A 27,000-nucleotide genomic window follows, 5' to 3' on the forward strand; every position below is an offset into this window, starting at 1 on the left:
TGTTTGCGGAGTCTAAAGTTAAAGTAGCATTTGTTGAAAAAGTAATACTTCCAACTAAAGGTGGAACTGTTCCACATCCGCCAATTGTATTTACACTGTACGAAAAAGGGCTAGTAGGAGTTCCGCTGATAGTTACAGTATTTCCAGAAGTTGTAGCTGTAACACCAGTTGGTAAACCTGTTACAGTTGCACCAGTAGCTCCGCCACCAAAAGTATATTGAATAGGAGCAATAGCATTACCAGAACAAATGTCTTGATTGTTATTTGCTGAGTCTAAAGTTAAAGTACTGCCAGAAATATTAATTGTTATTTGGTCAGTTATGGTGGTTCCACAAGAGTTTGTTACTGATAAAGTTAAAGTTATTGAGCTCCCAGCTGTTGCGGTTGTTGGTACTGTATAAGAAGTTGTTAAATTGCTAGGAGTTGAAAAACTTCCTGAAGCTGCACTCCATGTAACACTAGTTTGTCCTTGAGCTGTTCCTGATAGATTTATCGTTTGTCCGGCACAAGAGGATAGAGTTGTACCTGCTTCAACGGTGAAAGGTGGAACAGGGGCAATACAGCCATTATTTACATAAGAAGCGGTACCAGAAGGAGTGAAGTTAACAGTTGATCCATTTAGATCTGATATTGAGCCACCAACACCTCCAACTGAGTTTACAAGATTGGCACGTTGATAAGTTACGCTATCAGTACAACCTCCTCCAAAAGAAACACTTAAAGTTCTTGTTGCAGGAGTTGCATTATAATTTCCAAAATGACCCGCATTAGGATTTGAAGGCGTGTTTTGAAATAACATGTATATATCTGAAGTTAAAGCTCCGAATGAATTTAAAGTGGTGTCTAAATTGGGGCTTGTAACAACAATGACTGTTGCATTAGCAGGAAGAACTCCTCCTGTTGGTTCTAAAATTTGACCACAACCTCCAGCAGCGGCAATTGCAGTATTTAGTTGACTAACTTTTGAAGCTGTAGTAGCGTTTTGAACTAGTCCTAACCAAGCTTGAGCTGGCCAGTTGATACTTAAACTACTTGTATTTAGAGGTGCGGGACCAATTTTCATTCGAAACATTTCATTGTATGCCTCGTCTGAACCGTTATCACAAGCATCTACTAAAATACTCTCAATTTGAAAACATTGTGAAAAACTATTATTTGATACTAAAAATAGACTTAAAGATAGTATCAAAACCTTTAAAAAATTCATTTTGTAAATTGCTTTATTTGAAAAGCGGATGCAAAATTACAAAAAAGCTAAAGTTTAATATTACTAAACAATTAATATTAAATGAAAAAGGTGTAAATTAACACTTACACCTTTTAAATTCTTTATTTTGGAGGATATTGTTCTAATATCTTTGAAACAAACTCTTTTATTCTTGCATCTTTTTTATTTGTATCTTTTGTAAGATAACCACTTCCTTCACCTTGCCAAACCAATTCTTTCGTTTTGGCATCTATTATGTCAATAAAAAGAGTTCCTTCTGGAGTAGTGGTTACATTTGAATATCCCATTCCCCAGTAAGGATTCCAACCCCAACCAAAGCCATAATTTTGATAAATATCAACTCGTTCTCTTTCTTTTGTAAAAATACTGATTAAAACATCTGGGTTTTCAGATTTAGTAAAGCCTTTAGTAGCCATTACTTCTTCGATGGAATACAAAATTCTTTTTTTATCTAAATCAGAAATTTCAGCTTTATCAATGCCGCTTTTTAAATAAGCATAAGTTTTGTAGTTTGTAAAAATTGCTTTTTTATCATAATCAGCATTTACTCGTACAGAACTACAAGAAGCCAAAGTAGCGACTAAAAATAATGCCGAAAGAAATTTAATTGTTTTCATAATTTTATTTGTTTAAAGTTTCAGGTTTCAGGAGTAAAGTTTTTAAATCTCGAATTAACTTGAAACTTTAAACTTGAAACTATAATAAATTTTCGTCTACTATATTAGGGATGGTAATTTTCAATAAAGGTTGCGTCTCCATAGCTCTTTTTATTGCGAAAATAGCTCCTTCGTTTCTAGCCCAACTTCTTCTTGAAATTCCGTTGTTTACATCCCAGAAAAGCATTGACTCTAAGCGTCTTGATGCTTCTTTACTACCATCAAGAACCATACCAAAACCACCATTAATTACTTCGCCCCAGCCAACGCCACCGCCATTGTGAATGGAAACCCAAGTTGCTCCTCGGAAACTATCTCCAATTACGTTTTGAATGGCCATATCGGCTGTAAAGCGAGAACCATCGTAAATATTTGAGGTTTCGCGATAAGGAGAATCTGTTCCTGAAACATCGTGATGATCTCTTCCTAAAATTACGTAGCCAATTTCACCACGAGCAATTGCTTGGTTGAATGCTTCTGCTATTTTGATTCTTCCTTCGGCATCGGCATAAAGAATTCTTGCTTGTGAACCCACAACTAATTTATTTTCTTGCGCGCCTTTTATCCATTGAATGTTATCCGCCATTTGTTGTTGGATTTCTTCTGGAGAATTTTTCATCATTTCTTCTAAAACATCACAAGCAATTTTGTCAGTTTTAGCTAAATCTTCTGGATTTCCTGATGCACAAACCCAACGGAATGGGCCAAATCCGTAGTCGAAGCACATTGGTCCCATAATGTCTTGCACGTAACTTGGATATTTGAAATCGATATGATTTTCTGCCATAATATCAGCTCCAGCACGAGAAGCTTCTAACAAAAAGGCATTTCCGTAATCGAAGAAATAGGTTCCTTTTGCAGTATGTTTGTTGATTGCAGCAGCATGTCGACGTAAGGTTTTTTGAACTTCTTCTTTGAATTTATCAGGATTATTAGCCATCATTTCATTTGATTCTTCAAAAGAAAAACCAGTAGGGTAGTAGCCACCCGCCCAAGGATTATGTAAAGAAGTTTGGTCAGAACCTAAATCAATGTGTAAATTTTCTTGATCAAAGCGTTCCCAAACATCTACTACGTTTCCTAAGTAAGCAATCGAAACTACTTCTTGATTTTCTAGTGCTTTTCGAACTCTAGCAACTAATAATGTAATATCTTCAACAATTTCATTAATCCAACCTTGTGAATGACGAATGTGTGTAATTTTTGGATTTACTTCAGCACAAACGGTAACGCAACCTGCAATATTTCCTGCTTTTGGTTGAGCGCCACTCATTCCACCTAATCCAGAAGTTACAAATAATCCGCCTTTTGGAAATTTCTTAATTTTTCTGAAACCGTTTAAAACTGTGATTGTTGTTCCATGAACAATTCCTTGTGGGCCAATGTACATGTAACTTCCAGCTGTCATTTGTCCGTATTGCGAAACACCTAAAGCGTTCATTTTTTCCCAATCGTCTGGTTTGGAGTAATTTGGAATGACCATTCCGTTTGTAACGACAACTCTTGGTGCGTCTTTATGTGATGGAAATAATCCCATTGGGTGACCAGAATACATGGCTAACGTTTGTTCTTCGGTCATTTCTGCCAAATATTTCATGGTTAATAAATATTGAGCCCAGTTTTGAAAAACCGCACCGTTTCCACCATACGTAATTAATTCGTGCGGATGTTGTGCTACAGCATAATCCAAATTGTTTTGAATCATTAACATAATCGCTTTCGCTTGTTCGCACTTTCCTGGATATTCATTAATTGGTCGCGCATACATTTTGTAATCTGGACGCAGACGATACATGTAAATTCTACCGTAAGTTTCTAATTCAGCTTTGAATTCTGGAATTAATTCGGCATGATGTTTTGCATCAAAATAACGAAGTGCATTTTTTAAAGCTAATTTTTTTTCTTCGTTTGAAAGAATTTCTTTTCTTTTTGGTGCATGATTTATTTCGGTTTCATACGGTTTTGGATTTGGTAAAACCGATGGAATTCCTTCTAATATTTGTTCTTGAAATGTCATTTTTGTTGGGTTAATTCGTTAATTAATTTTCTTCCTCAATTTTGATTTGAAAAACTAAGGATAACGAATATCAGACCTATGATAGGACTTGTGAATTTTAATTCGGTATTTGAATAATTGTATATCCATTTTATTTTTTCTTGGTAGTTCCGGTTTTTTTATCAAAACCATAAGGGCAATGACGGCAACCACTTTTACAACAATAACCTCTTTTTAGATGGTATTTTTCTGTGAAACACTTGTATCCTTCGGGTGTATAATAGAAATCTTCCCCTTCTTTTAAATTATTCGGATTTAAATCGTTATTCATATCGACAAATTTAGCAACTTTGCATGAAATGATAGTACTAGTTTTTAAATATTTAATTCCAAAAGGATTTCGTGGGTTTACTTTTTTTCCGTTTGTGTTTTTATCGGATAAAAAAGATAAATCGAATTCTGTTTTACTAAATCATGAAAGAATTCATATTAGACAACAATTGGAACTTTTGATTGTCTTCTTTTTTATTTGGTATGGAATTGAATTTTTAGTTCGATTGGTGCAATATAAAGATAGGAGAGCAGCTTATTATAATATTTCGTTTGAACGTGAGGCTTATTCTAAAGAAAAAGACCTTTACTATTTAAAGCAAAGGTCTTTTTGGAGTTTTTTAAAATATTTATGATTAGTAAATTGCTTTTTTACTAATAACTGATCCGTTTGATAATGTTACTTGAATTATCAATCCAGCATTGTTTTTCTGAATTGTAGTTAAAGGAACTTCGTAGCCATCAACATTTGGATAGTAGGCTAAGTGTCTTCCTAAAACATCAAATACTCTTACCGATTGAATTGTATTTTTTGTTGATTTCACAGATAATACATCTGAAGAGTACACCCATAAATTAGCATCATCAGCTACTAAATCATCGCCACCTAAAGTTTCGTTCGTGTATCGTAATACAAAACGATTTGGATGATTTCCTGCGTTAGCTGTAAAGCTGTAAGGATTAAGTCTTAGATCGTGAATTGTATTGTTTTCCTTATCTTCTAGATAAATATTTTGATCGTTTGTGAAGAATCCGTCAACAGCACCAATACCAATTGTGTAATTTCCATTTTGAGGAACTTTTATTCCCATTGGAACGCGATCTTCTTGGTCAAATGGTAATGTTCTTCCTTGAATTTTCATTAATTCATCTCCAATTAACGAATATAAATTAAGACTTAGTTTTTCATCTGTAATTGCGTCAAACATACGATCTCTATTGTTTGTAGCTCCATCTATGTAAGCAACTAAATTTCTAACATTTGAACCATTTGATGCAATAAGGTCTAGCCAAATTCTTCCATTATCATTAGACGTTCTAAAGAATTGTGTGTTGTCATAAGCACTACTTCTCATAGAATTGTTAAAAGTAACATTTTCTAAAGGTGAAGCAGAAGTATGATTCATTAATACGAAGAAACCTTGACCTGCTCCAATGTATCCACCAAATGTACCAGGACCACTTGAAATACCAGAACTATTGTAAGTAATGTAATCGCCAGGGCTGTAATTGTATTGATAGTTGTTATAAAATGGATCGGCAATTGCAGAACTTGGTAAAGTTCCATGTGTCCAAACGTTTATGAAACCATCAATATTTGTATTTAAGGTTAAGAAATCTATGGCATCAATAGCAGATGGATATGGATTTCCAAGTAAATTCCAATTGTCGTCATTGTTTGTTCCTAAAGTTGAAGAAACACCTGTAGGATATGTTCCACCGTTCCATGTTCCTCTTGCTATTGGAGTTGTTATTGTTCCATTATTTGGAGTTCCTGCAAAAACAGCGTTAAAAGGAGTAACCGTAGTAGTAAAAGCATCTGGGCCTCTAACAATGTAGCCTTTTCCAATAACCATATTTTCATTTGCTCCTACCCAATTACCAAATCCGTTAGTATTTGATCCAATTGTCGGAATCCATTTGTATTTGTTACCTGTGGTTCCTGGGGAAACGTTACTTAAACCAAAGCTTGTTACTGGAGATGACCAGTATACGTAATCTAATTTACGAATATTTGCAGTTCTTGTCATATGCATAGTTCCCTGATTAGCGTCATCGTTAATTTGAATTAAACTTGCACTATTCTGTAGAACTAAATCACCAGTTGTATTAATATTAACCCAATCTGTAATTGTTATAGCATTATCAGGTGTAATAGTTAAAGTTGCATTGTTATCAATAGTTAAATTTAAACCTAAAGCGTTAAAGTTAGTTCCAGAAACAATAGGGTCATTTGCAGTATCAGGAATAACAACACAATCCATAGCTGTTGGAACTCCTGCTGGAGTCCAGTTATTTGCTACATTCCAGTTTGTACTAACAGAACCATCCCAAACTTTTGCACCATTAATGGTAACTGTAGTTTCGTCAATTTCTTTTATTGTTCTTCCATCACATAATGTGTAAGTAATTTCAGCAGTATATGTTGTGGTTGAAGTAGGACATACGTTTATGTTTGGAGTGTTTCCTACAACAGGACCTGTTGTTCCTGAACCTTCGTACCAAGCAATAGAAGCAATAGAGTTTCCGCTTGGAACAAAACGCCAAGCTTCATTTGTTGCTGACCAGTTTGGATCTAATCCATTTCTTCCTGGTGCTACTGATGCTATTGTACCTGTAGCATTTTGAATACCTACAATTGCATTACCATCATTCCATGTTCCTGCACCAAAGTTATCGATATTTTTTTCTTTGATGTAAACTTCAATGATGTTAGAGTTTTCATAAAGTACCATCATACCTGTATACAAAATTGAATTTTCATCAAACATAGGTACATCAGACCAAGAAGCAACTAATGCTCTACAACCTGTTGGTAATGTTATTAATTCCCATCCAACTTGTCCTCCTACACCAGGGTTAATGTCGTGGAAAACTCCAAAAATTGAATTTTCTACCAAACGACCATCTCCGCTAATTGGGATATTGTTACTAAAACTATATCCACTTGAACTACTTGCAAGAGAAGTGTTGAAAGATAGAATTCCATTAGAACCAATTACACACTGGTTATATGTATTACCAAAAAAGCAAAAATCAAAAGGTAGAGGAACTATAGGAGACCAAACGTCATCTGTGTTCACACTCACTGGATTTGCTAATCCATTAAATGCGAATGGAGGATTATAAGCAATTGGTTCGACAATATAACTTGTGGTTTCTCCTAAATCTAAATACGTAGCTTCAAGATCAACACATGTTGAAGATGCTGTACAGTTTATTGCTAGAGGGTCAGCTCCATTTAATCCTAAACCACCAGATACTACATTTGGACATCCAGTTTCAACATCACTCACAGTCATTGTAGTAAAAATTCCTGTAGTAGATGTAGCAGTTTGACTACTATTTGTACACGTTACTACCAATCTCCAGTGAACAATTCCACTTGCAGGAGCTGTTGCGCTATAGTTAGAATATGTACTTGTTGCAGCACCAGCATTTGTCCATGTTCCACCAGCATCAGTACTAAATTGCCATTGAAAAGTTAAGTTTGATGCAATAGAATATCCGGTAGCCGATACTGTATAGTTAGATCCTGGCCAACCTGTATTAGGTGTTGTAGTTGCAGTACCAGCATTTGGTGTTCCGGCACAAGCTGGCGGAGCAATTACTCTAACGGTATAGTCTTCTGCTTCTCCATAATCGTGTGATCCACATGAAGGGGCAGGATTATCTAGATAAGCATTTCTAATTCTCATTCTGTAATTACCCGGTGCTTGACCTGTTGGAATTGTTATATTTCCTAAAGCAGCTGGAGAGGTAAGATATCCTGTAGATAGTACATTTTCACCAGCATCATTAAAATCTAAATCATTATTCCAGTCAACCCAAACGTTATATCCATAACTACTTGAAGGGTGTGTAGCGGTAATAGAGAAATTACTGCCAGGTAATTGACTTACAAATTGTGCAGAATAATTAGTATATGCTGAGAATCCTGTTGGCGTATTGCTAATATTTGCAATACCACCTGTTGTGGTTACTCCGCTAATATAGTAAGATGTTGAATAGGTGTTAGTTGGTACGCAATATCCAGTAGTTGCAGTTCCAGTAGTGTATGTACTCCAACATCCATTATTTGCTCTAATTCTGTAATAATAAGTTGTGTTTGAAGCCAAGCCAGTTACGCTTAAAGTAGTGGTTGGATGATTGATTGTAAAAGGAGAACCTGCTATATTAGCTGTGTATCCAGCATCTGTTGTAATTTGTAATTGATACGTTACAGCATTTATACCACCTCCCAAAGATGATGGCCATGAGAAATCAATACTTGTTAAAGTACTTGATGTAGATACAGGAGTTGGAGTAGCAGGACAAGTCACAGCATTACCTGTTAAAGGTCCTGATGCATTGTATAACGGTCCACCTGAACAGCCACTATTGTTGTAGGCGTAAATGTAATAGTAATAACGTGTGTTTCCAGTTAAACCTGTTCCTGCGATACTTGTTGAAGTTCCGTCTTGAACAACTGTTAAGCCAGTTCCTAAAGTTCCTATGTTAGCCCCTGTATAAATTACACCATTTACAGGTTGAGTAGGAGGTGTAGCTGATGTAGAACGTATTACTAAATAACTATCTGCAGTTCCTGAAAAAGTAGCAGGAAATGAATTTGAAGTTATTGTTCCAGCAGTAAAGCCTGTAGCTTGCGCTCCAGGAGCCGAACATGGAGGATCTGTTGAGATACAAATGTTAAATGTTGTATTTTGACCAGATGAACTTCCCCATGAATATATTTGTAAATAGTACGTATTTCCTGGTGTTAAACCAGTTACCATACTTGTGTTTGGGTCTGAACATAAAATCGCTGTTCCTAAACTTCCACAAGCACCACTATAAACAGCGTGGTATAAATCGGTAGTGCTACCAGTAACGCTTAAAAGTTCAATATGATGTGTAGTTGAAGTAGCAACAAAGCTGTACCATACGTCATCATCATCAGTACCGCCACAACTACTTCCGGTTACCCCAGAATCAGTTGCTCCTAAGATGGTTCCAGAAACTGTAGAAGTACATGTTCTGGTTGGGTTTACAGGGACACTTATTGCTCCAGTACAATTGTCGTTAACTATTGGTGCGCTACAAGTTCTTGAAATTGTATATGTTCCAGTTGTTGAACTTCCACTTAACCAATAGGCTACATAAATATAATAAGTTACGCCATTAACCGTAGAAAAACTTGCGGACTCAGGTGATGAATCTGTACAGGCAATATTGGTTAGAGAACCACATGAGCCTGTAGCTACGGATAATTTAATATCAAAAGAGGGATTAGTTGAAATTGTTGTAATTTGACCGTCTCCAACAAAAGTATACCAAGCACCATAATTACTCATAGAGCACCCAGTACCATGAGAAATATCTGATGAGCCTACTGTAGTTCCTGAAAGATTTGTTGTTCCACAAGGGAGATTTGTAGCTGTTGCACACGTAAAATTAGTATTTACAGTAGTGTCATAAACACAGACTGTTCCGCTAAAACCGTTTGTACCTGTATTTGTTCTGGCAATTCTTACATAGTAAGTTGTGTTTGGCAAAACTGTTGGGTTTAATGTTCTAGGTGTTCCGCCACCCGCATTATCACACGCTATTTGTGTAAACCCACTACAATTTCCTGAGTATATTGCCACAGCCCATGGTCTGTTGCCTTCGGCAGTTAAAGTAACTTGATTTGTAGTTGCCCCAGTTGTAAAAGTATACCAGCCATCTCTTGTAGCTGTAACAGAATTACATAGTGCAGGATTTGCAGTTCCTGTTTGTACGGTATTAGATGTAAAGGTAAAACTTGTATTTGTACATGAAGTACCTAAAGGTAAAACTGATGCATTGGCACAATTATCATTTCCGCTCTGAGAAAAAGAATTTGTTGTAAAAATAAAAAACAGAAAAACCAAAAAGTTTTTGAGAAAGATTAGAGGAATAGTTTTCATTTTAAGTTGTTGTGTGTTAATTTACAATTGTTATGTATTTGATTACAGTTATTACGAATTTAATTACAGTTGTTAATTATAATTTTTACACAAAAATAGTTTTTTTTGTGTATTGTGCAACTAAAAATGAATATTTTGTTAAGAAATGTTTAATTTGTTGATAACTATTGTGGTTTTTGAGTTTAAAATTATGCGATATGTTTTTTTTATGTAGTTTGGTTGTTATTCTAATAAAAAAAAGGCTAACGATTAAGTCAGCCATTTTTTTATTAGAAATTTTATGTGTTAGAAAATCACTTTGATGGTTTTTGAAGCGCCATTTTCAAGAGTAACTTCTACTAATAATGTAGTTTGTGTTTTTGCAATATTTTTACTTGTAAATGTATTTGAATTTACATTGTTGAATGTTCCTAAAACTCTTCCTAATAAATCGTAAACTGTAACAGATTTAATAGTTTGATTAACTGCATTGATATTGATAGATTCATTCGTATAAACCGTTACATTGTTTGCAACAAAGTCTTCATTTCCTAAAGTTGTATTAGTAAATTTCAAAACAAATCTATTTTCGTTTCTTCCAGTTGTTGCAGTAAAGCTGTATGGAGCTGTACGTAAATCATGTGTAATTCCTAAAGTTCTATCTTCAAGGAAAATAGTTTGTTCAGGTGATTCAAATAAACCATCAACCGTTGAAATTCCGATCGTGTGAACACCGTTTTGGGCAATATTTACTCCTAATGGAATTTGATCTTCATTATTGAATGGTAAAGCTCTACCTTGAATGTTTAATTTATCTGAATTTGATACTGAATATAATTCAAAGTTTGTTTTTACACCTAAAGCTGGCGCATCATACATTCTGTCAAGTTCGTTTGTAGCTCCAGAAACATAACCAATCAATGCTGTACTTGAAGTAGAAGCTGGACTAATTAAGTTTAACCAAATTCTATTTTTTTCATCAATACCAGCATCAGTTACGTTTGCATTTCTGAAGAAAAGATCATTTCTATAATCGTTTCTTCTCATACTATTGTTGAAGACAACGTTTTCAGTTGTTGCGCCTGATGTGTGATTCATCAATACAAAGAATCCTTGACCTGCTGCAATATTACCATTTCCAATTGCTGGATTGGCTCCAGTTGCATTGTAAGTTACATAATCTCCAACAGAATAGTTTTGGACATAATTGTTGTAGAATGGGTCTGATGTAACATTTGAAGGTAAAGTTCCGTGTGTCCAATATTTAATAAATCCAGCGATGTTTGTATTTGTAGCTAAGAACAAGTTTGCATTTACAGCTGAAGGATAAGGGTTACCAATTAAGTTCCAGTTGTCATCATCTTTAGTAGCTGGTGTTGAAGAAACTCCTGTTGGGTAATCAACTCCGTCGTAAGTACCTCTGCTAATTGGCATATTAACAGTACCATTGTTAGGTACGCCTACAAAGTTAGCAGTAAAGTTTTGAAGAACTGTAGTGTATGAATTAGGACCTCTTACGATATATCCTTTTCCAGCTACCATTGCTTCGTTTGCTGCTGTCCAATTCCCCCAACCGTTAGTGTTACTTCCAATTGTTGGAATCCATTTGAATCTATATCCTGCGGATGTACCTGGAGATACTGCGCTTACTTGGAAGTTAGCTACTGGAGATGACCAATAAACATAATCTAGTTTTCTAATATTAACATTACGTTTCATAGAAATGTTACCTGTGTTAGCAACATTGTTTATTTGAATTAAACTTGCACTATTTTCTACGTTAAATATACTTGTAGCTCCTCTAACTTCAACAAAATCTGTTATTGTTAGTGTGTTTGATGGATGTAAAGTTAAAGAACCACCATTAATAACTTGTAATGTTTTTCCAAATCCATTATAATTTGTTCCTAAAACATTAGAATTATTTGCAGCAGGAGGTATGATAACACAAGTGTTAGCATCTGGTACTCCTACAGGTGACCAGTTGTTTGGATTATTCCAATCCCCATTTGTTCCACCTTTCCAAACTTTTGATTTATTGTCAATAGTAACTAAACTACTTGCAGAACATCCATTGTTCAATACTGCAGTCGCAGTAAACGAATACGTAGTTTGTTCTAACTGCGCCATTGTTGGTTTTATGTAAACGGTTACCGCAGGTGTGCCTACTGTATAATTTGTTGTACAAGCAGCATCTAGATAAGCATCAACAGGTAATACACTTGTCCAGTTAAAAGAAGTGTTTAATGGTCTTTTTCCAAATAATTGAATATCATCAACTGCCGCACCATCATACCAATCTTGAGCATAATAACGAATACGAACTCTAATGTTTGGACGGTTGATGTAAGCACTCATGTCGTAACTGAATTCTTTGAAATCAGTTCCATAACCTTGGTCAGTAACTATATTGCCTCCTGAAATACTTGTCCAAGCTCCGCCATTATCAGAAACTTCAACTTGCATGTATTCTAATGTTGGGTTGTGTGTTGCTCCAGCGTCAGGATAATATCTTGAAAAATACATTCTAAAAGTTAATGTTAAATCTAAGAATGTACTAGTGTTCACAGAAGGAGAAACCAAAGCATTATGAATGGTTATTCCATTGGTTCCAATATCTGAAGTTACAATAGCAAAATGATTGGCTCCAAAATTAGAGGAAATTGCTGGATACCATGAAGATCCATTAGGGATATATGTACTAGTTTTCTTTTGCCAAGCAGTTTGTGTATTGTAGGCAGTGCTAGTGATGTGATCATTAGAAAATACGCCTAATCCGCTTCCTTCAAAATTTTCGTCTATTAAATATACTAATTCAGTGTCTCCGCCAGCCGTGATAGATACTACATTGTTTTCACCACATACTTCTGGTACTGAAGGTGTAAATGTGATAGTTGGTAGTGGGCTAATTTTAGCAATAACTTCTGTTCTTACTAAAGATTCACAACTTCCGTTAAATGCAGTTACCCAGTAAGAAGTTGTAGCTGCTATAGCAGGTGTAGTCCAACTACCAGTTGCAGTTGTTGCTAGTAAAGCTCCTCCGGTTTCTGCACTATACCATCTGTATTGTGTAGTTCCTGGTGTTCCAGTTACTGATACATTTACCGCTCCAGGTCCGCAGATTTCACCATCAGTTACGGTAACAATGTTAGCCAAACACATTTCTACTACAGTAAATAAATAGTCTTCTGCTTCTCCGTATTCTGTGAAATTTACTGTAGCGCCTCCGCAACCATTATTTATGAATTGACTATAAGTACTGAACTGTGTACAACTATCAAAGTGCCCTGCTCCATCACCATAGTATTCATAAGATGGGTCATCACAAGCTCCTCCAGTTGCATTATAATTTCCAAATGCATTATAAGTTCTAATTCTAACTCTATAATCCCCAGGAGTTGCACCATTAGGGATGATAAATCCGAAAGTATTAGTAATCATGGCAACACCTGCAGAGGTATAAACTAATTCACCAGCATCTGTAAAATCTCCATCTTTATTCCAATCTACCCAAGCTTTCCAAGTTCCGCGAGAATTACTTTCAAATGAAATGTTAACTCCGCCACCTTGTGCTTGTCTCGGTCTAGTAGCTAAACCAGTCCAGTCTTGATAACCTCCGGGTGCTGGTGTAGTTGTAGAACCTGTGTTCAAATTGTAAATATTACCATTCAACATACCTAAGAAGCTAATATCATCAATATAACGAGTAGCTTGTCCTGTTAGTGTGGTGGCGTTACAATAGGTAGGTGCTGTTGCGCCTGTAGTTAAGTTTCCTGTTAAAGGAGTTGTATTGTATAAAGGACCTCCACTACAAACATTATTCATTGAATAAACATAGAAATAATAAGTAGTTGATGGATTTAAACCTCCGGCTGTAAAAGTAGTATTAGTGTCTGTATCAACTACAGTATATCCTACTCCTGCATTACCTCCTATAGTATAAGTAGTACCGTTTGAAATAGATGGTGCAATATTTGAAGTGCTCACTACAACTAAGTAAGAATTAGGAGCGGGTGCTGCAGCTGTAAAACTTCCGTTAATAGCAGTTCCCGAAGGAGTTCCTGCACTAAGTACTAATGAAGTAGGTACTGCAGTAGGAGTTGTACATGCTGGAGGTGCTATAATATTTAAACTGTAATCTTCCATTTGGAAATATCCAGTAGTAGCACAAGGATTAAGAATTGTGTTAAAGCTGTTTACTACTCTAAATTTAATAGTTCCAATTGTTGCAGTAAGCGGTATTGTAATGTTTAAATTAAAAGTTCCTGTTGCAGTAGTGTAGTTTCCAATATTGTAAGGACCTCCATCGTCAGAAAAATTGCCATTGTTGTTCCAATCGAAAAAGACATATTGGTAAAAGGTATTCCCAGTTGCTCCAGTGGAAGTTACAGAAATATTGTAAGTACTTCCTGCTGTAACATTTCCAGATATAGTAGTGAAGTCTTGATAATCTGGTCCGGCTGCAACTGTTGCAGATGAATTGTTGTTAATCCCCGCAAAGGTAACGTTAGAAATTGGATACGTATCATTAGTACTTGTAGGTACACAAGCACACGGTGCAGCTGTAGTGGTAAAAGTCCAAGTTGCTGGAGTTCCAGTAGTGGCTCCACAAGCATTTCTTGGTACAACTTGCCAGTAATAAGTAGTGCTAGCACTTAAAGTTCCTAACGTATAAGAGTTAGTAGCTACGTTTGCAATTGCTGTGCCAGGTAAACTTCCAGCGCCAAAATATACATCATAAGAAGTTGCTCCTGCAACGGCATTCCAAGTTAAACTTGTTAATGGTGATCCTCCAGCATAACAAATTCCAGTTGCTGCATTTGTTGGAGCAGGTGTTCCTGCAATAGCACTTAAAGAAGGAGTTACGGTTATAGCAAGACTTCCTGAACCAGTACTCCAACACCCAGTTGTGTCATTTTGTGCTCTTAAATAATAGGTGCCCGAAGTTGTAGCAACAAAAGTAGCTGCGCTATTAGCGGTACTTGTGCCTCCTGCAACCGTTTGCCAATACCATGTTACTCCTGCAGGTGGTGTTCCTGTTCTTGTAAGTGTAACGCCAGGAGGGTTACATTGTGGGGAATTACTTGTAGGATTTCCTGGGTTAGCAGGTAAAGGATTTACTGTAAAAGTAGCTGCAGATGTTGCGCTACCTCCTGGTGTTGTAACTTGAACAGTTCCTGTTGTCCCTGTTCCTATTGTTGCAGTAATTTGTGTTGCAGAATTAACTACATACGAAGCAGCAGCTGTTCCTCCAATTGTAACTGCGGTTGCTCCTGTAAAATTGGTTCCTGTAATAACGACTGTTTGTGAAGAACTAGCACAAGCACTTGATGGTGTAAAAGAAGTTATTGTTGGAGGTGTTGGAGGTGTCCAAGTAAATGTTCTACCTGTTGTAGGATATGCGCTACTTCTTGTTCTGCAAGTTGCATTATTAGCACCACCAGCAGTAGTTGCATTGTCCCATATTGCATTTGATGCAAAACTTCGATTATTAAAATCAGCATTTGAAGCACCTCTTAAACCAACTTGTACATTGTAATTAGTGTTAGTAGCTGGTGCACATGCTCCGTAAACTATATTTATAACGTTGGTTGTTTCGTTTAATCTTATCTGAAAATTAAAATTTCCAGCAATTACTCCTGAGCTATATCTGTTAGCATTATTCCATTGAGCAATAAAAGTTCTGTTTGGAGCAGTACCAGTTGTTGTGTAGGTTATTGTAGATGCGTTAGAAATTAAATCATAACCAATAGCACTAATAGCTCCTGCATAACCAGTACCAGAAGAAATTGGTGTAAATTCGGTTGTCGCGGCTACTGTACCTCCAAAAGTTAAAAAACCATTAGTAGCAATAGAACATGTAGTGTAGTTTGTTCCGTTGAATACAAATGTGAATCCAAGTGGGATTGTATTAGCCGAAACCGCATCATCCCATCCCGAAGCATGGACGGTTGTTCCTGCGGCAGATGTGTAAGTCCCTGCAGATTCGGAAAAGGTGTAATTTGCTACCTGTCCGAAGACATCAGAAACCCCACAAAGCACAAATAAAGCAACTAACCAAGTGGTTGTGCTTTTTTTCCAGTTTTTTGATGTCGATATTAAGGGGTTAATCATCGACTTCACCATTTTTGTTAAGTAATTTTTTTGCATAAAAATTAAAATTTAAGTAAAACAATTGGCTTGGGGAAGCTTATGTTTCGCAAGTATACTTCGAAATTAACTTTGTTAAATTTAGTTAAGTTAACTTCTCCGTTTTCTTCCTTACACAACAACTAAATTAAAAGTTGTATTGTAAATGTATGGAATAAATTATTCAAAAAAAAGAATAACTGTATCTTTTTATGGAATAACTGTTTCAGTGGACAAATGTATAGTTATTTTTTTAATTACAAAATTTTAATCGTCAATATGTAGCTTTATTTAGTTGAAATTAAGTTGGTTAGTGTTTTTATGTTTTATTTGTAACAAATTGTTTGTTTTTAGTTTATTTTTATCTGAAAGTGAGCGGTTTAAAGAAAATACTTGTTTGAGGTGATCTTTTTTTTATGTTTAAAACAGTAGGATTTCTTTTGGTGGATTTTTGTTGTTTTTGAATTTTTTTAGTTTTTTTCAATATTTGTAAAACCAAAAAAAGGATTCTTTCGTAAGTATTAAGGATGAAATGTTTCTTTTTAACGATAAAAAGCTATTTTTTCATAGTAATTTGTTAAAATTATTTGTATATATTTGTAATGTAACGTTTTAAATTCCGAATTATGAAAAGAATTTTACTTTCAACGCTAGGACTTATTAGTTCTTTTACTGTTTTTTCACAGCTATATGTGAGTCCAAACAGTTACGTATTTGTAAACGATCAGTTTATGTATGTAAGGCAAGATGTAAACTTGCAAAACAATGGTAATTTCTTTTTAAGAAACAAATCGCAGTTGTTACAAGGTTCTGGAGGTGCAGGGGCTAATACTGGTGCTGGAAAGCTTTCAGTTTTTCAAGAAGGTACGGTAAATAATTTTCAATATAATTATTGGTGTTCGCCAGTTGGGAATGCTTCGGCACTTGTAGGAAATGAGTCTTTTGGTATTACAATGCTAAACAGGCCTACAGGTTTAACAACAAGTACAGCAGCCACTATTTTACCAACTAATAATTACAATGGTACATCGAGTCCTTTAGCGATTGCTCCTTATTGGATTTGGAAATTTATTACTTCAAATGCTTATGCACAATGGGCTTTTGTTGGTTCGGGTTCTACGTTGAACGCAGGCGAAGGATTTACCATGAAAGGAACTTCTGGAACTGACGCTACTATTGCGCAAGCGGCAGAAAATGTTCAGAATAATTCAGGAAGCAGACAACGTTACGATTTTAGAGGAAAACCAAATGATGGGACGATTTCGGTTCCAGTAAGTGCTGGAAATTTTACTTTAGTTGGAAATCCTTATCCTAGTGCAATAGATTTGAATGCCTATTTGTTAGATCCTGCTAATGCGGCTTTGCTTAATGGGCAAGCTTATTTTTGGGAACAAGTTGTAGTAAATACGCATGTTTTAAGACAATATCAAGGTGGTTATGGTGTTTATAATCCTGGAACAGGGATTTATACACCAGCGGCATTTTTTACTTATGATGGTTCTGGAAATCAAGGTGTTCCAATTGGTTCTGGTACTGTTTTTCAAAGAAGATTTTCTCCTGTAGGACAAGGTTTTATGGTACAAGGAATAGCAAATGGAAACGTTTCTATGAAAAATTCATACAGGGTTTTTGTTAAAGAAGGTGCTGTTAATCAGTCTGAATTTGCAAGAACAGCTTCTACTAACGATTCATCTATATTTGATGTTTACAATACCGATTCAGAATTTTTTCCAGCGATACCAAATGTAGCAGGAACAGATTATACTCAAATTAGAAAAGGAACGGCTCCTTATATTAGAATACATGCTATGTATAATAATGGAGGAGTAAGACCTACTACTATAGCTTTTATGGATACAGCAACTGACGGATACGATTATGGTTCAGATGGTCGTTCTCCATCTGCTGAAGCGGCTGAGTTTTATTATATTTTGCCAGATATTCCTCATGAATATGTTGCAACAGCTGTAAAATTTGATATCGATAAAAGAATTCCGGTAGGATTTAGATGTAATGCACAAACGAATTTTAAATTACAAGTTAAAGATGTGGTAGATTTTGATCCAAATCAAAATGTTTACTTACATGATAAATTAACTGGAATTTATTACGATATTAAAAACAACGTTTTTGATATGACATTACCAGTTGGAAATAATACAACTCGTTTTGAAATTACATTTAAAAACATCGATGTTGTTTTAAGTAATCCAGATGAAGTTGCAGATTCATTTTCGGTGTATCAAAACAATCAAAATGCAATGTTAACAGTTTATAATACTTTAGATAAAGATATTATGTCTTTAGTTATGTATGATGTAACAGGTAAAATAGTGTTAGAAAAGCAAAACTTAGGAAAAGCAAACACGTATGAGTTTTCAACGGCTAGTTTAAGTGATGGTGTTTACGTGGTTAAAACAAAAACAAGAGATAACTTAGATAGCACTAAAAAAGTAATAGTTTCTAGAAAATAGGAGTTCGATTTACATTATATAAAAAAGCAGCTTTAAAAGGCTGCTTTTTTATTCATGAATTTTGTGCTAATGCAGATTAAAAGTAATGGTTTATGTGAATTTGTTGTAATTCTAGTTTCTATAAGAAGCAAAAAAAACCGCCAATAAATTGACGGTTAATTTTTTTATAAGGCTTTAGTAAATTATCTTTTTGACAATTTTAATATTGTTCTCTAAAATTACTTGAATAAGTAAAGGAGAATTTGATTTTAAGACTTGCGTTTCGCGATACTTATTTGAATTTACTTTTTTGTTTTGAGAAATTAGTCTTCCTAACGTATCATAAACCAACACTTCTTTTATGTTCTCATTTGCTTCAATGTTAAGTGCATCGTTTGTGTAAATAACTACTGATTCATTGTTTATAAAGTCTTCATTTCCTAAAGTTTCATTTGAAAATTTCAATACAAATCTAGTATTGTTATTTCCTGCTTCAGTTGTAAATGAGTAAGGAGATTCTTTTAAATTGTGTATTATGTTTAATTCTAAATCTTGAATGTAAATTTCTTGATTTCCTTCAAACAAACCATCTACAGCAGTTAATCCAAAAGTGTGAATACCATTTTGATTCGTTGTAAATCCTAATGGAACTTCATCAGTAGTTGTAAAAGGTAATGCCTTTCCTTGAATATTAAAATATTGGTTATCTACAATACTGTAAACTTCAAAATTGTTTTTAAGTTTAGTTTCAGCATCATAAATTCTATCAACTCCATTAGTAGCTTCTTCAACATATCCTACTAATAAACTAGTAGCAATTTGATTCGGATTTACAAGGTTTAACCAAATACGGTGTTTCTCGTCAGTATCTTCTGAATAAGTAGTGTTTGCACTTCTGTAAAACTGATTGTTTGAAACATCTGTACCACGCATATCATTAGTAAATATTGCATTTCCTGATGGTGAAGTAGTATTGTGATTCATTTTTACAAAGAAACCTTGTCCAGCACCAATTACGCTTAAAGCACCAGGAATTGAAGTTCCAGTCCCATTTATTAATAAATAATCGTCTGGCGAATAATTATAAGTAAAGTTGCCGTAAAAAGGAGAATCATTATTAGCGCTTACCGAGGTGTTGTGAGTCCAAACACGAACAAATCCGTCAAGTGAAGTATTGCTATTTAAAAAGCGTACCGCATTAATCGCAGAAGGATACGGATTTCCTATTAAATTCCAGTTGTCATCATCTTCTGTAACTTTTAAATTACCGTTCATGTAGCTGTTTCCGGCATAGCCTCCTCTTGCAATAGGTGTGCTTATGTTACCGTTATTTGGAACACCTGTAAATGTAGCTGTAAAATTTTGAGCTGTGTTTGTTGGGAAATTATTAGGAGCTCTTATAATGTAACCTTTTCCTAATGTCATAACTTGGTTAGTCGCTCCGGCCCAATTTCCAAATCCGTTAAAGTTGTTCCCATTTGTTGGAACCCACTTATAAATGAAGGTTGAATTAGGTGAAACTTGAGATGTATTAAAACTCGCTACTGGTGAAGACCAATATACATAGTCTAATTTAGATATTGTTGTGTTTCTTTTTAATTGAATGTTTCCAGAATTCGCTACATTGTCTATTTGAATTAAACTTGAAGCGTTTTCAATTACAAATGAAGCGGTTGAACTAGTGTTTACACTTCCTTTAACTCTTACTATTCCTGAATTATTTAAAGTTAAAGATCCAGTGTTTGAGATTGTAATGGTTTTTGCTTCTGCATCTTTCGAAGAAACAATACAGTTTACATTGTTATTTATGATAACGTCGCAATTAATTGTTGGTACACCTGCAGGCGACCAGTTAGCGCTATTATTCCAGTTAGTACTTTGAGCACCAGTCCATGTTTTTGTACAAGATGGCGGCGGAGTACAATCATAATTTCTAGTTACAGAAATGTTTGGATTGTTTTGAATTGCACCTCTAACGCAATAAGTAGAATTAGCAGTACAAGTGGTTATAGAGCCACCACCATTTAAATTACCATAAACAATTAAGTTTACATTTCTTAGGTTTAAAATTCTACCATTTAAGTTTAAGTCACCATTAATAATAATAGTTTGAGTATTTCCATTACCACAATTTCCGTTTCCTAATCCACTGAAAGCGTTTGGAAAAGAAGTATTGTTTGTTAAAGAATAGCTTCCGTTAAAAGTGTAAGGGTTTTGTGAAAATAGAAATAAGGGGAAAATTAATAAGAGAAGTAAAGTAATTTTTTTCATAATTTTTAGAGGGTTCTTTTTTTATTACAGTTGTTCCGAAAATCAATACAGTTATTCTGAATTTGGTGCAAAGATAAAGTGCTGATTATTAAATACTATGCTTGCATAATAGGTTTTTCTTATGGTTTTATAATTGAAAAAATAACTTTTTACTAAACTATTGAAAATCAAATATTTGGCTTTTTTGTAGATTTTGTGAGATATTTCGTGTTTTAGCAGTTTTTCTTTGTTTATTATTAATTGATTTTGCAGTTTTTTGTGTTTTATTAATTTATATTTATAAAAAAGCTGGTTATTTGATAAAAATGATGTAAAATTGATTTTTTAACGATAAAGTGTTAATGAATTGTTATAAAATCAATTTTTTTGTGTGAAAACGATAATTTTTGATCTTTAATTTAAGTTATTTTTGATGTTAATTTTACTTCTTTAGTTTGAAATGAGTTTTGAATGAAATAAAAATGAATTCATAAAGTGATTTTTCCGTACTTTGTAAAGTGATTCAAGAAATAAAACAACAACTTCCTAATAATATTAAACTCTTTATAAAAAGAGAGGATTTGTTACATCCTATCATTTCGGGAAATAAATTCAGAAAACTTAAGTATAATATTCAAGAAGCAAAAAGATTAGGTCATGCTACATTGTTAACTTTTGGCGGCGCTTTTTCTAATCATATTTTGGCTGTTGCAGGTGCTGGTGCCGAATTTGGATTTAAAACAATAGGAGTAATACGAGGAGAAGAACTCGAAAGTAAAATTGATGAAAATCCTACGCTAGCCAAAGCGCAAGAATTAGGAATGCAATTTTATTTTGTAAGTCGAACAAATTATCGCGACAAAGAAGCTTCCTTTTTTGTTTCGCATCTTCATGAAAAGTTTGGAGACTTTTATTTGGTTCCAGAAGGTGGTACAAACGAATTAGCAATTCAAGGTTGTGAAGAAATCTTAACGGATGCAGATAAAGACTATTTTACACATATTGCATGTGCGGTTGGAACTGGAGGAACTATTTCAGGTTTAATTAATTCTGCAAATGAAACACAAGAAATAATTGGATTTTCTTCGTTAAAAGGTGCTTTTTTGTCTGATGTAATTCGTAATTTTGTAGTGAAAACTAATTGGAGTATTAATGATGCCTATCATTTTGGTGGATATGGTAAAGTAAATGACGAGTTGATTCGGTTTATAAACTCGTTTTATAGTCAAACTAGTATTCCGTTGGATCCTGTATATACGGGTAAAATGGCTTTTGGCGTTTTAGATTTAATTGAGAAAGGATATTTTCCGGCTAATTCTAAAATTTTAATGATACATACAGGAGGTTTACAAGGAATTAAAGGCATGAATTTTGCTCTAAAAAATAAGAATAAAGAATTAATAAGTTATGATGAAAACTAAAATTGCCCTTTTTTTATTAGCGCTTTTAGTAGTAGGTTGTACTAGTTCGCGACCAGTGGTACGAACAACAACAAAGCCAAAAGTTACAACTAAAAAGCAACCTGTAACGCAAAATAAATCAGTAACAAAGCCAGTAACAAAATCAGGCGAATCAAAAAATAATACTTCAACTCATACATCAACTCCTAAAACGGATACTCAGGTAAGTTTAGAAGCTACATCTAATGTGAAAACGTATGCTGAGGAAATTCAAATGTATGTAGATAACTTTAAAGAGATTGCTAAGAATAACATGAAAACACATGGAATTCCGGCAAGTATTACATTAGCACAAGGAATTTTAGAATCGGGTGCAGGGAAAGGGAAATTAGCACAATCAGCAAATAATCATTTTGGAATAAAATGTCATACGGGTTGGACAGGTGAAAGTGTTAAACATGATGATGATGCAGCACAAGAATGTTTCAGAAAGTACGAGCATCCATCAGAGTCTTATCGCGATCATTCTTTGTTTTTAACATCAAGAACTCGATATTCGAATTTATTTAAATTAGATAAAGGCGATTACGAGTCTTGGGCAAAAGGATTAAAAGCCGCAGGATATGCAACCGATGTAAAATATCCAGATAAATTAATTGGATTAATTGAACGTTTCGAATTGTACAAATACGATAATGAAGTGCTAAGTCGCGATTTTAAACCAGTTAAGAAAGAAGTAATCTTGGCACAAGGAGCAGATTATTATACCATTCAACAAGGTGATACTTTGTATTCTCTCTCAAGAAGATTTAATCTTACGGTTGACGATTTAAAAAAGTTAAATAATATGTCTGATAATGCCATTTCAATTGGGCAACAAATCAAAATAAAATAATGTTATATAAAAGAAGTAGCGAATTATTTGTTGAAGCAAACAAAGTAATTCCGGGTGGAGTAAACTCTCCTGTGAGAGCATTTAAAGGAGTAGGTGGTACTCCTATTTTTGTTAAAGAAGCTAAAGGTGCCTATTTGTATGATGAAGACGGCAATCGATTAATTGATTATATTAACTCATGGGGGCCTATGATTTTAGGTCATGCTTATGAACCTGTAGTTAATGCTGTAATCGAAAAAGCAAAAAAAGGAACTTCATTTGGTATGCCAACCGAATTAGAAACTCAAATTGCACAGTTAGCAGTTTCGATGGTTCCAAATATAGATAAAATTCGTTTTGTAAATTCAGGTACCGAAGCTTGTATGAGCGCCATTCGTTTAGCAAGAGGATATACAAAGCGTGATAAAATTATCAAATTTTCAGGATGTTATCATGGGCATTCCGATTCGTTTTTAATTGCTGCAGGTAGTGGTTTGAGTACATTTGGTGTGCCAAATTCTCCAGGTGTTACAGAAGGAACCGCTAAAGATACCTTGTTAGCATCTTATAATGATATTGAAAATGTAAAAGCATTATTTGAAGCAAATAAAAATGAAATTGCAGCAATTATCATTGAGCCAGTTGCCGGAAACATGGGTTGCATTCCGCCAGCGAAAGGATTTTTAGAGGCTTTAAGAAGTGTTTGTTCTGAGAATGGAGCTTTATTGATTTTTGATGAAGTTATGACAGGATTTCGTTTAGCAAAAGGAGGAGCGCAAGAATTATATGGAATTCAAGCGGATATCGTTTGTTTTGGAAAAGTAATTGGTGGAGGATTACCAGTTGGAGCTTTTGCTGCAAGAGAAGAAATAATGAATCATTTAGCCCCATTAGGACCTGTTTATCAAGCTGGAACTTTATCTGGAAATCCATTGGCAATGGCTGCAGGATTTGAAATGTTGAAATCGCTAAATTCTGATTCTACTATTTTTTCTCGATTAGAAGAAAAAACGGCTTATTTGGAAAAAGGAATCCGAAAAGTTTTAACTGAGGCTAATGTTGTGTTTACAATTAATAGAGTAGGTTCTATGATTTCGGTTCATTTTGATGCTAATCCTGTTTATGATTTTGCAACAGCTAAAAATGGAGATAATGAAAGCTTTAAGAAATTCTTCCATGGATTGTTAAAACGCGGGGTTTACATTGCGCCATCAGCTTATGAAACTTGGTTTATTACTGATGCGTTAACGTATGAAGATTTAGATTTTACCATAAACGCAATTGCAGAAACAGCAAAAGAGTTATAAAAAAAGTCCCGATTTAATCGGGACTTTTTTTTAATGAGTTAACTGGTGAAGTAAATTAGGTTGATTTGCAACTTTCTCCATTTGTTCTGGAGATAATGTAGCTCTAAGTTTAGCTTCAATAATAGTACTAACTTGTTCTTTATCTCTAGTTTCTTTAGCCTTGTTCAATGCTTCATGCTTGTATAGAAACAATCCATTTAAATCTTTAATCTTTTGTTCATCTAACTGAATTAATTTAGTCAATGTATGAGTGTCTTTCTTTGCTAAATCATTAAAATCAACTTTTCTAGTTTCAATTACTTCTGTTGATTGTTTTCTTTCTTGAGAGTTTACGCTTTTAATTTCTTGAGCATTAGCAGTTAAAGAACAGCCAACAAATAAAATAAAAGCAGCGATTATTTTTTTCATAATTGTAAAAATTTATTTTTGGTTTGCCAAATCTAATTTAAATTTAGAAATAAAGCAAAAAAAGTTTTTTAAATAGTTACTCTTGTTTGTTCAATGCTTTTCTTTTTGACTTAGCAATCATTTCTTTGCGATGATTTTGTTTTTCTTCCCATTTTTTCATTTGTTCTGGGTTCAAAACTTTTTTCATTTTAGCTTTTAATTCAATTTGATTGTCTAAAGCTTCCATTTGTTTTTTGTATTTTTCATCAGAAGTAACTTTTTTCTCTTCTTCTCTTTTTGCTTTCATCTCGGTTTGAATAGCTTTTCTTTTTTGAGCTTGTTCTAAAAGTAAGGCTTTAACTTCTTTTTGTTGATTGGTGTTCAAATCTAAATCTAAAGTCATTTTTTTAGTTTGAAGTTCCGCTTGTTGTTCAGGAGTCATTTCTTGAACTTTTCTTGACTGAGCAAATGTTAAGCTACTTAAAGTAAGTGCTACAACTAAAATAAGTTTTTTCATAATGTATAGAAATTTAAGTTTTATGTTAATAAGACGTTGTAAATATAAAAAAGTTTAATTTAAGAGAACAAAATAAAAAAAACGGGACTTAATTAGCCCCGTTTTTTTTATTTACCTAAGTATTCTGCGATTTTATTTTCGCCATCTACTGTAATCTTCATTAAGCCATGTTTGCTGATTCCTTTACTGGCAGCATCCCATTTTTTACCGCTTAATTCTGATTTTATTTTTAAATCACCAATAGAAATGCCTTCGTTAGCTTTTAAAATTTCGATAATGTGTTTTTCGTCTTCTGTTAATTCCGGACCTTTTTTCTCAGGACGCATTTGTGGGAAAAACAACACTTCTTGAATCGATTGATTGTTCGTTAAGAACATAATTAATCTGTCCATTCCAATTCCTAATCCAGAAGTTGGAGGCATTCCGTATTCTAAAGCTCTTAAGAAATCTTCATCGATAATTCCGTTTGCTTCATCATCACCTTTAGCAGCTAAAGCCATTTGGTTTTCAAAACGTTCTCTTTGGTCAATTGGGTCGTTTAATTCCGAATACGCATTTGCGATTTCTTTTCCACAAACCATTAATTCAAAACGCTCTGTCAATTCAGGATTATCTCGGTGCGATTTACATAAAGGCGACATTTCTTTAGGATAATCGGTAATGAATGTTGGTTGAATGAAGTTGCCTTCACATTTTTCACCAAAAATTTCATCAATTAATTTTCCTTTACCCATGGTGTCGTTTACTTCGATTCCCATAGATTTTGCAGCTTCGCGCAATTCATCTTCCGATTTTCCAGTGATATCAAAACCAGTTAATTGTTTGATTGCATCGGTCATCGTTACTCTAGCATAAGGAGCTTTGAAGTTTACTTTATGTTCTCCAAAAGTAGCTTCGGTTGTTCCGTTTACTTGAGTAGCGCAATATTCTAATAAATTTTCAGTCATTTCCATCATCCAGTTGTAGTCTTTGTAAGCTACATAAATTTCCATTGCGGTAAATTCTGGATTATGCGTTCTGTCCATTCCTTCGTTACGGAAGTTTTTCGAAAATTCGTAAACACCATCAAATCCACCAACGATTAATCTTTTCAAATATAATTCGTTAGCAATTCGCATGTATAATGGAATATCTAAACTGTTATGATGTGTAATAAAAGGTCTTGCAGCCGCTCCACCAGGAATCGATTGTAAAACAGGAGTTTCCACTTCCATATAACCCGCTTCATTGAAAAATGTTCTCATTGCCGTGAACAATTTGGTTCTTTTCATGAAAACTTCTTTCACTTGCGGGTTTACGACTAAATCTACGTAACGCATACGGTAACGCAATTCAGGATCAGTAAACGCATCAAAAACATGACCTTCCTCGTCAGTTTTTGGTAACGGAAGCGGTTTTAACGTTTTGCTCAACATTTTAAAATCATCCACACGAACACACATCGCGCCAACTTTTGTCATGAATAATTCACCTTCAATTCCAATAAAATCTCCTAAATCGGTTAATTTTTTGAAAACTTGGTTATAAAGCGTTTTGTCTTCACCTTCGCAAAGTACATCACGATTAAAATACAACTGAATTCTTCCTTCGCTGTCTTGTAATTCAGCAAACGAAGCTTTTCCTTGATCACGAACACTCATCAAACGTCCAGCCAAAATAACCTTCTTACCTTCTTCAAAATTTTCCTTCACTTGCTTTGAAGTGTGATTCACCGGAAATAAATCCGCTGGATAAGGGTTAATTCCAAGTTCGCGTAAAGCGTTTAGTTTGTCTCTTCTAATGATTTCTTGTTCCGAAAGTTGCATAGTATTGTATTTTAGCGTGCAAATGTAACTATAAATTAAAA

The 27,000-nt window shown here is 34.4% G+C and carries 14 protein-coding genes and 1 pseudogene; 5 read left to right on the forward strand and 10 right to left on the reverse strand.

Features of this window, described 5'->3' with window-relative positions:
- The 4 genes and pseudogenes from B0I03_RS11665 to B0I03_RS11680 form a co-directional block, all read right to left on the reverse strand.
- Positions 1–1,207 (reverse strand): annotated as a pseudogene (locus tag B0I03_RS11665) (hypothetical protein); the annotation flags it as partial.
- A 122-nt stretch (positions 1,208–1,329) separates the two neighbouring features.
- Positions 1,330–1,845 (reverse strand): DUF4136 domain-containing protein, encoded by a 516-nt coding sequence (locus B0I03_RS11670; RefSeq protein ID WP_111567627.1) that lies wholly within the window; start codon positions 1,843–1,845, stop codon positions 1,330–1,332.
- A gap of 79 nt (positions 1,846–1,924) precedes the next feature.
- Positions 1,925–3,901 carry a urocanate hydratase gene (locus tag B0I03_RS11675; protein WP_111567628.1) on the reverse strand — a complete coding sequence of 659 codons (1,977 nt, stop codon included), beginning with the start codon at positions 3,899–3,901 and terminating at the stop codon, positions 1,925–1,927.
- Positions 3,902–4,031: 130 nt separating this feature from the next.
- Positions 4,032–4,211, reverse strand: a complete 180-nt coding sequence (locus tag B0I03_RS11680) for a DUF5522 domain-containing protein (RefSeq protein WP_111567629.1) — start codon at positions 4,209–4,211, stop codon at positions 4,032–4,034.
- A gap of 28 nt (positions 4,212–4,239) precedes the next feature.
- On the opposite strand from B0I03_RS11680, the gene B0I03_RS11685 reads away from it, so the two are divergent.
- Entirely contained in the window at positions 4,240–4,566 is a 327-nt protein-coding gene (locus B0I03_RS11685; protein ID WP_111567630.1) for a hypothetical protein, read from the forward strand.
- Here B0I03_RS11685 and B0I03_RS11690 read toward each other — a convergent pair whose 3' ends face one another.
- Together B0I03_RS11690 and B0I03_RS11695 are read right to left on the reverse strand one after the other, a co-directional pair.
- A complete protein-coding gene (locus B0I03_RS11690; RefSeq protein ID WP_111567631.1) occupies positions 4,567–9,858 on the reverse strand; it encodes a GEVED domain-containing protein in 5,292 nt (1,763 codons plus the stop codon). It abuts the gene before it with no gap.
- A gap of 285 nt (positions 9,859–10,143) precedes the next feature.
- Positions 10,144–15,987 (reverse strand): GEVED domain-containing protein, encoded by a 5,844-nt coding sequence (locus tag B0I03_RS11695; RefSeq protein ID WP_111567632.1) that lies wholly within the window; start codon positions 15,985–15,987, stop codon positions 10,144–10,146.
- A gap of 605 nt (positions 15,988–16,592) precedes the next feature.
- Between B0I03_RS11695 and B0I03_RS11700 the strand changes: the two genes are divergently transcribed.
- Positions 16,593–18,440, forward strand: coding sequence for a T9SS type A sorting domain-containing protein (locus tag B0I03_RS11700; RefSeq protein WP_111567633.1), 1,848 nt, complete (start codon positions 16,593–16,595; stop codon positions 18,438–18,440).
- A 174-nt stretch (positions 18,441–18,614) separates the two neighbouring features.
- On the opposite strand, the gene B0I03_RS11705 is transcribed toward B0I03_RS11700, so the two are convergent.
- Positions 18,615–20,690, reverse strand: a complete 2,076-nt coding sequence (locus B0I03_RS11705; RefSeq protein WP_111567634.1) for a T9SS sorting signal type C domain-containing protein — start codon at positions 20,688–20,690, stop codon at positions 18,615–18,617.
- A gap of 497 nt (positions 20,691–21,187) precedes the next feature.
- Between B0I03_RS11705 and B0I03_RS11710 the strand changes: the two genes are divergently transcribed.
- Genes B0I03_RS11710 through hemL form a run of 3 tightly spaced genes read left to right on the forward strand, consistent with a single transcriptional unit; the run spans position 21,188 to position 24,250 of the window.
- On the forward strand, positions 21,188–22,090 hold the full coding sequence (locus B0I03_RS11710) for a 1-aminocyclopropane-1-carboxylate deaminase/D-cysteine desulfhydrase (RefSeq protein WP_111567635.1): 903 nt from the start codon (positions 21,188–21,190) through the stop codon (positions 22,088–22,090).
- Entirely contained in the window at positions 22,077–22,964 is an 888-nt protein-coding gene (locus tag B0I03_RS11715; RefSeq protein WP_111567636.1) for a glucosaminidase domain-containing protein, read from the forward strand. Before B0I03_RS11710 ends, B0I03_RS11715 begins: the two co-directional genes overlap by 14 nt.
- Complete coding sequence (hemL, locus tag B0I03_RS11720; RefSeq protein WP_111567637.1) at positions 22,964–24,250, forward strand: glutamate-1-semialdehyde 2,1-aminomutase; 1,287 nt, start codon at positions 22,964–22,966, stop codon at positions 24,248–24,250. Before B0I03_RS11715 ends, hemL begins: the two co-directional genes overlap by 1 nt.
- Positions 24,251–24,280: 30 nt before the next feature.
- On the opposite strand, the gene B0I03_RS11725 is transcribed toward hemL, so the two are convergent.
- The 3 genes from B0I03_RS11725 to lysS form a co-directional block, all read right to left on the reverse strand.
- Positions 24,281–24,658, reverse strand: coding sequence for a hypothetical protein (locus B0I03_RS11725; protein ID WP_111567638.1), 378 nt, complete (start codon positions 24,656–24,658; stop codon positions 24,281–24,283).
- Between the two features lie 76 nt (positions 24,659–24,734).
- Complete coding sequence (locus B0I03_RS11730; protein WP_111567639.1) at positions 24,735–25,154, reverse strand: hypothetical protein; 420 nt, start codon at positions 25,152–25,154, stop codon at positions 24,735–24,737.
- A gap of 107 nt (positions 25,155–25,261) precedes the next feature.
- Entirely contained in the window at positions 25,262–26,959 is a 1,698-nt protein-coding gene (gene lysS, locus B0I03_RS11735; RefSeq protein ID WP_111567640.1) for a lysine--tRNA ligase, read from the reverse strand.
- Between the last annotated feature and the right edge of the window lie 41 nt (positions 26,960–27,000).

This window comes from Flavobacterium aquaticum, assembly GCF_003259835.1.
Lineage (GTDB): Bacteria > Bacteroidota > Bacteroidia > Flavobacteriales > Flavobacteriaceae > Flavobacterium > Flavobacterium aquaticum.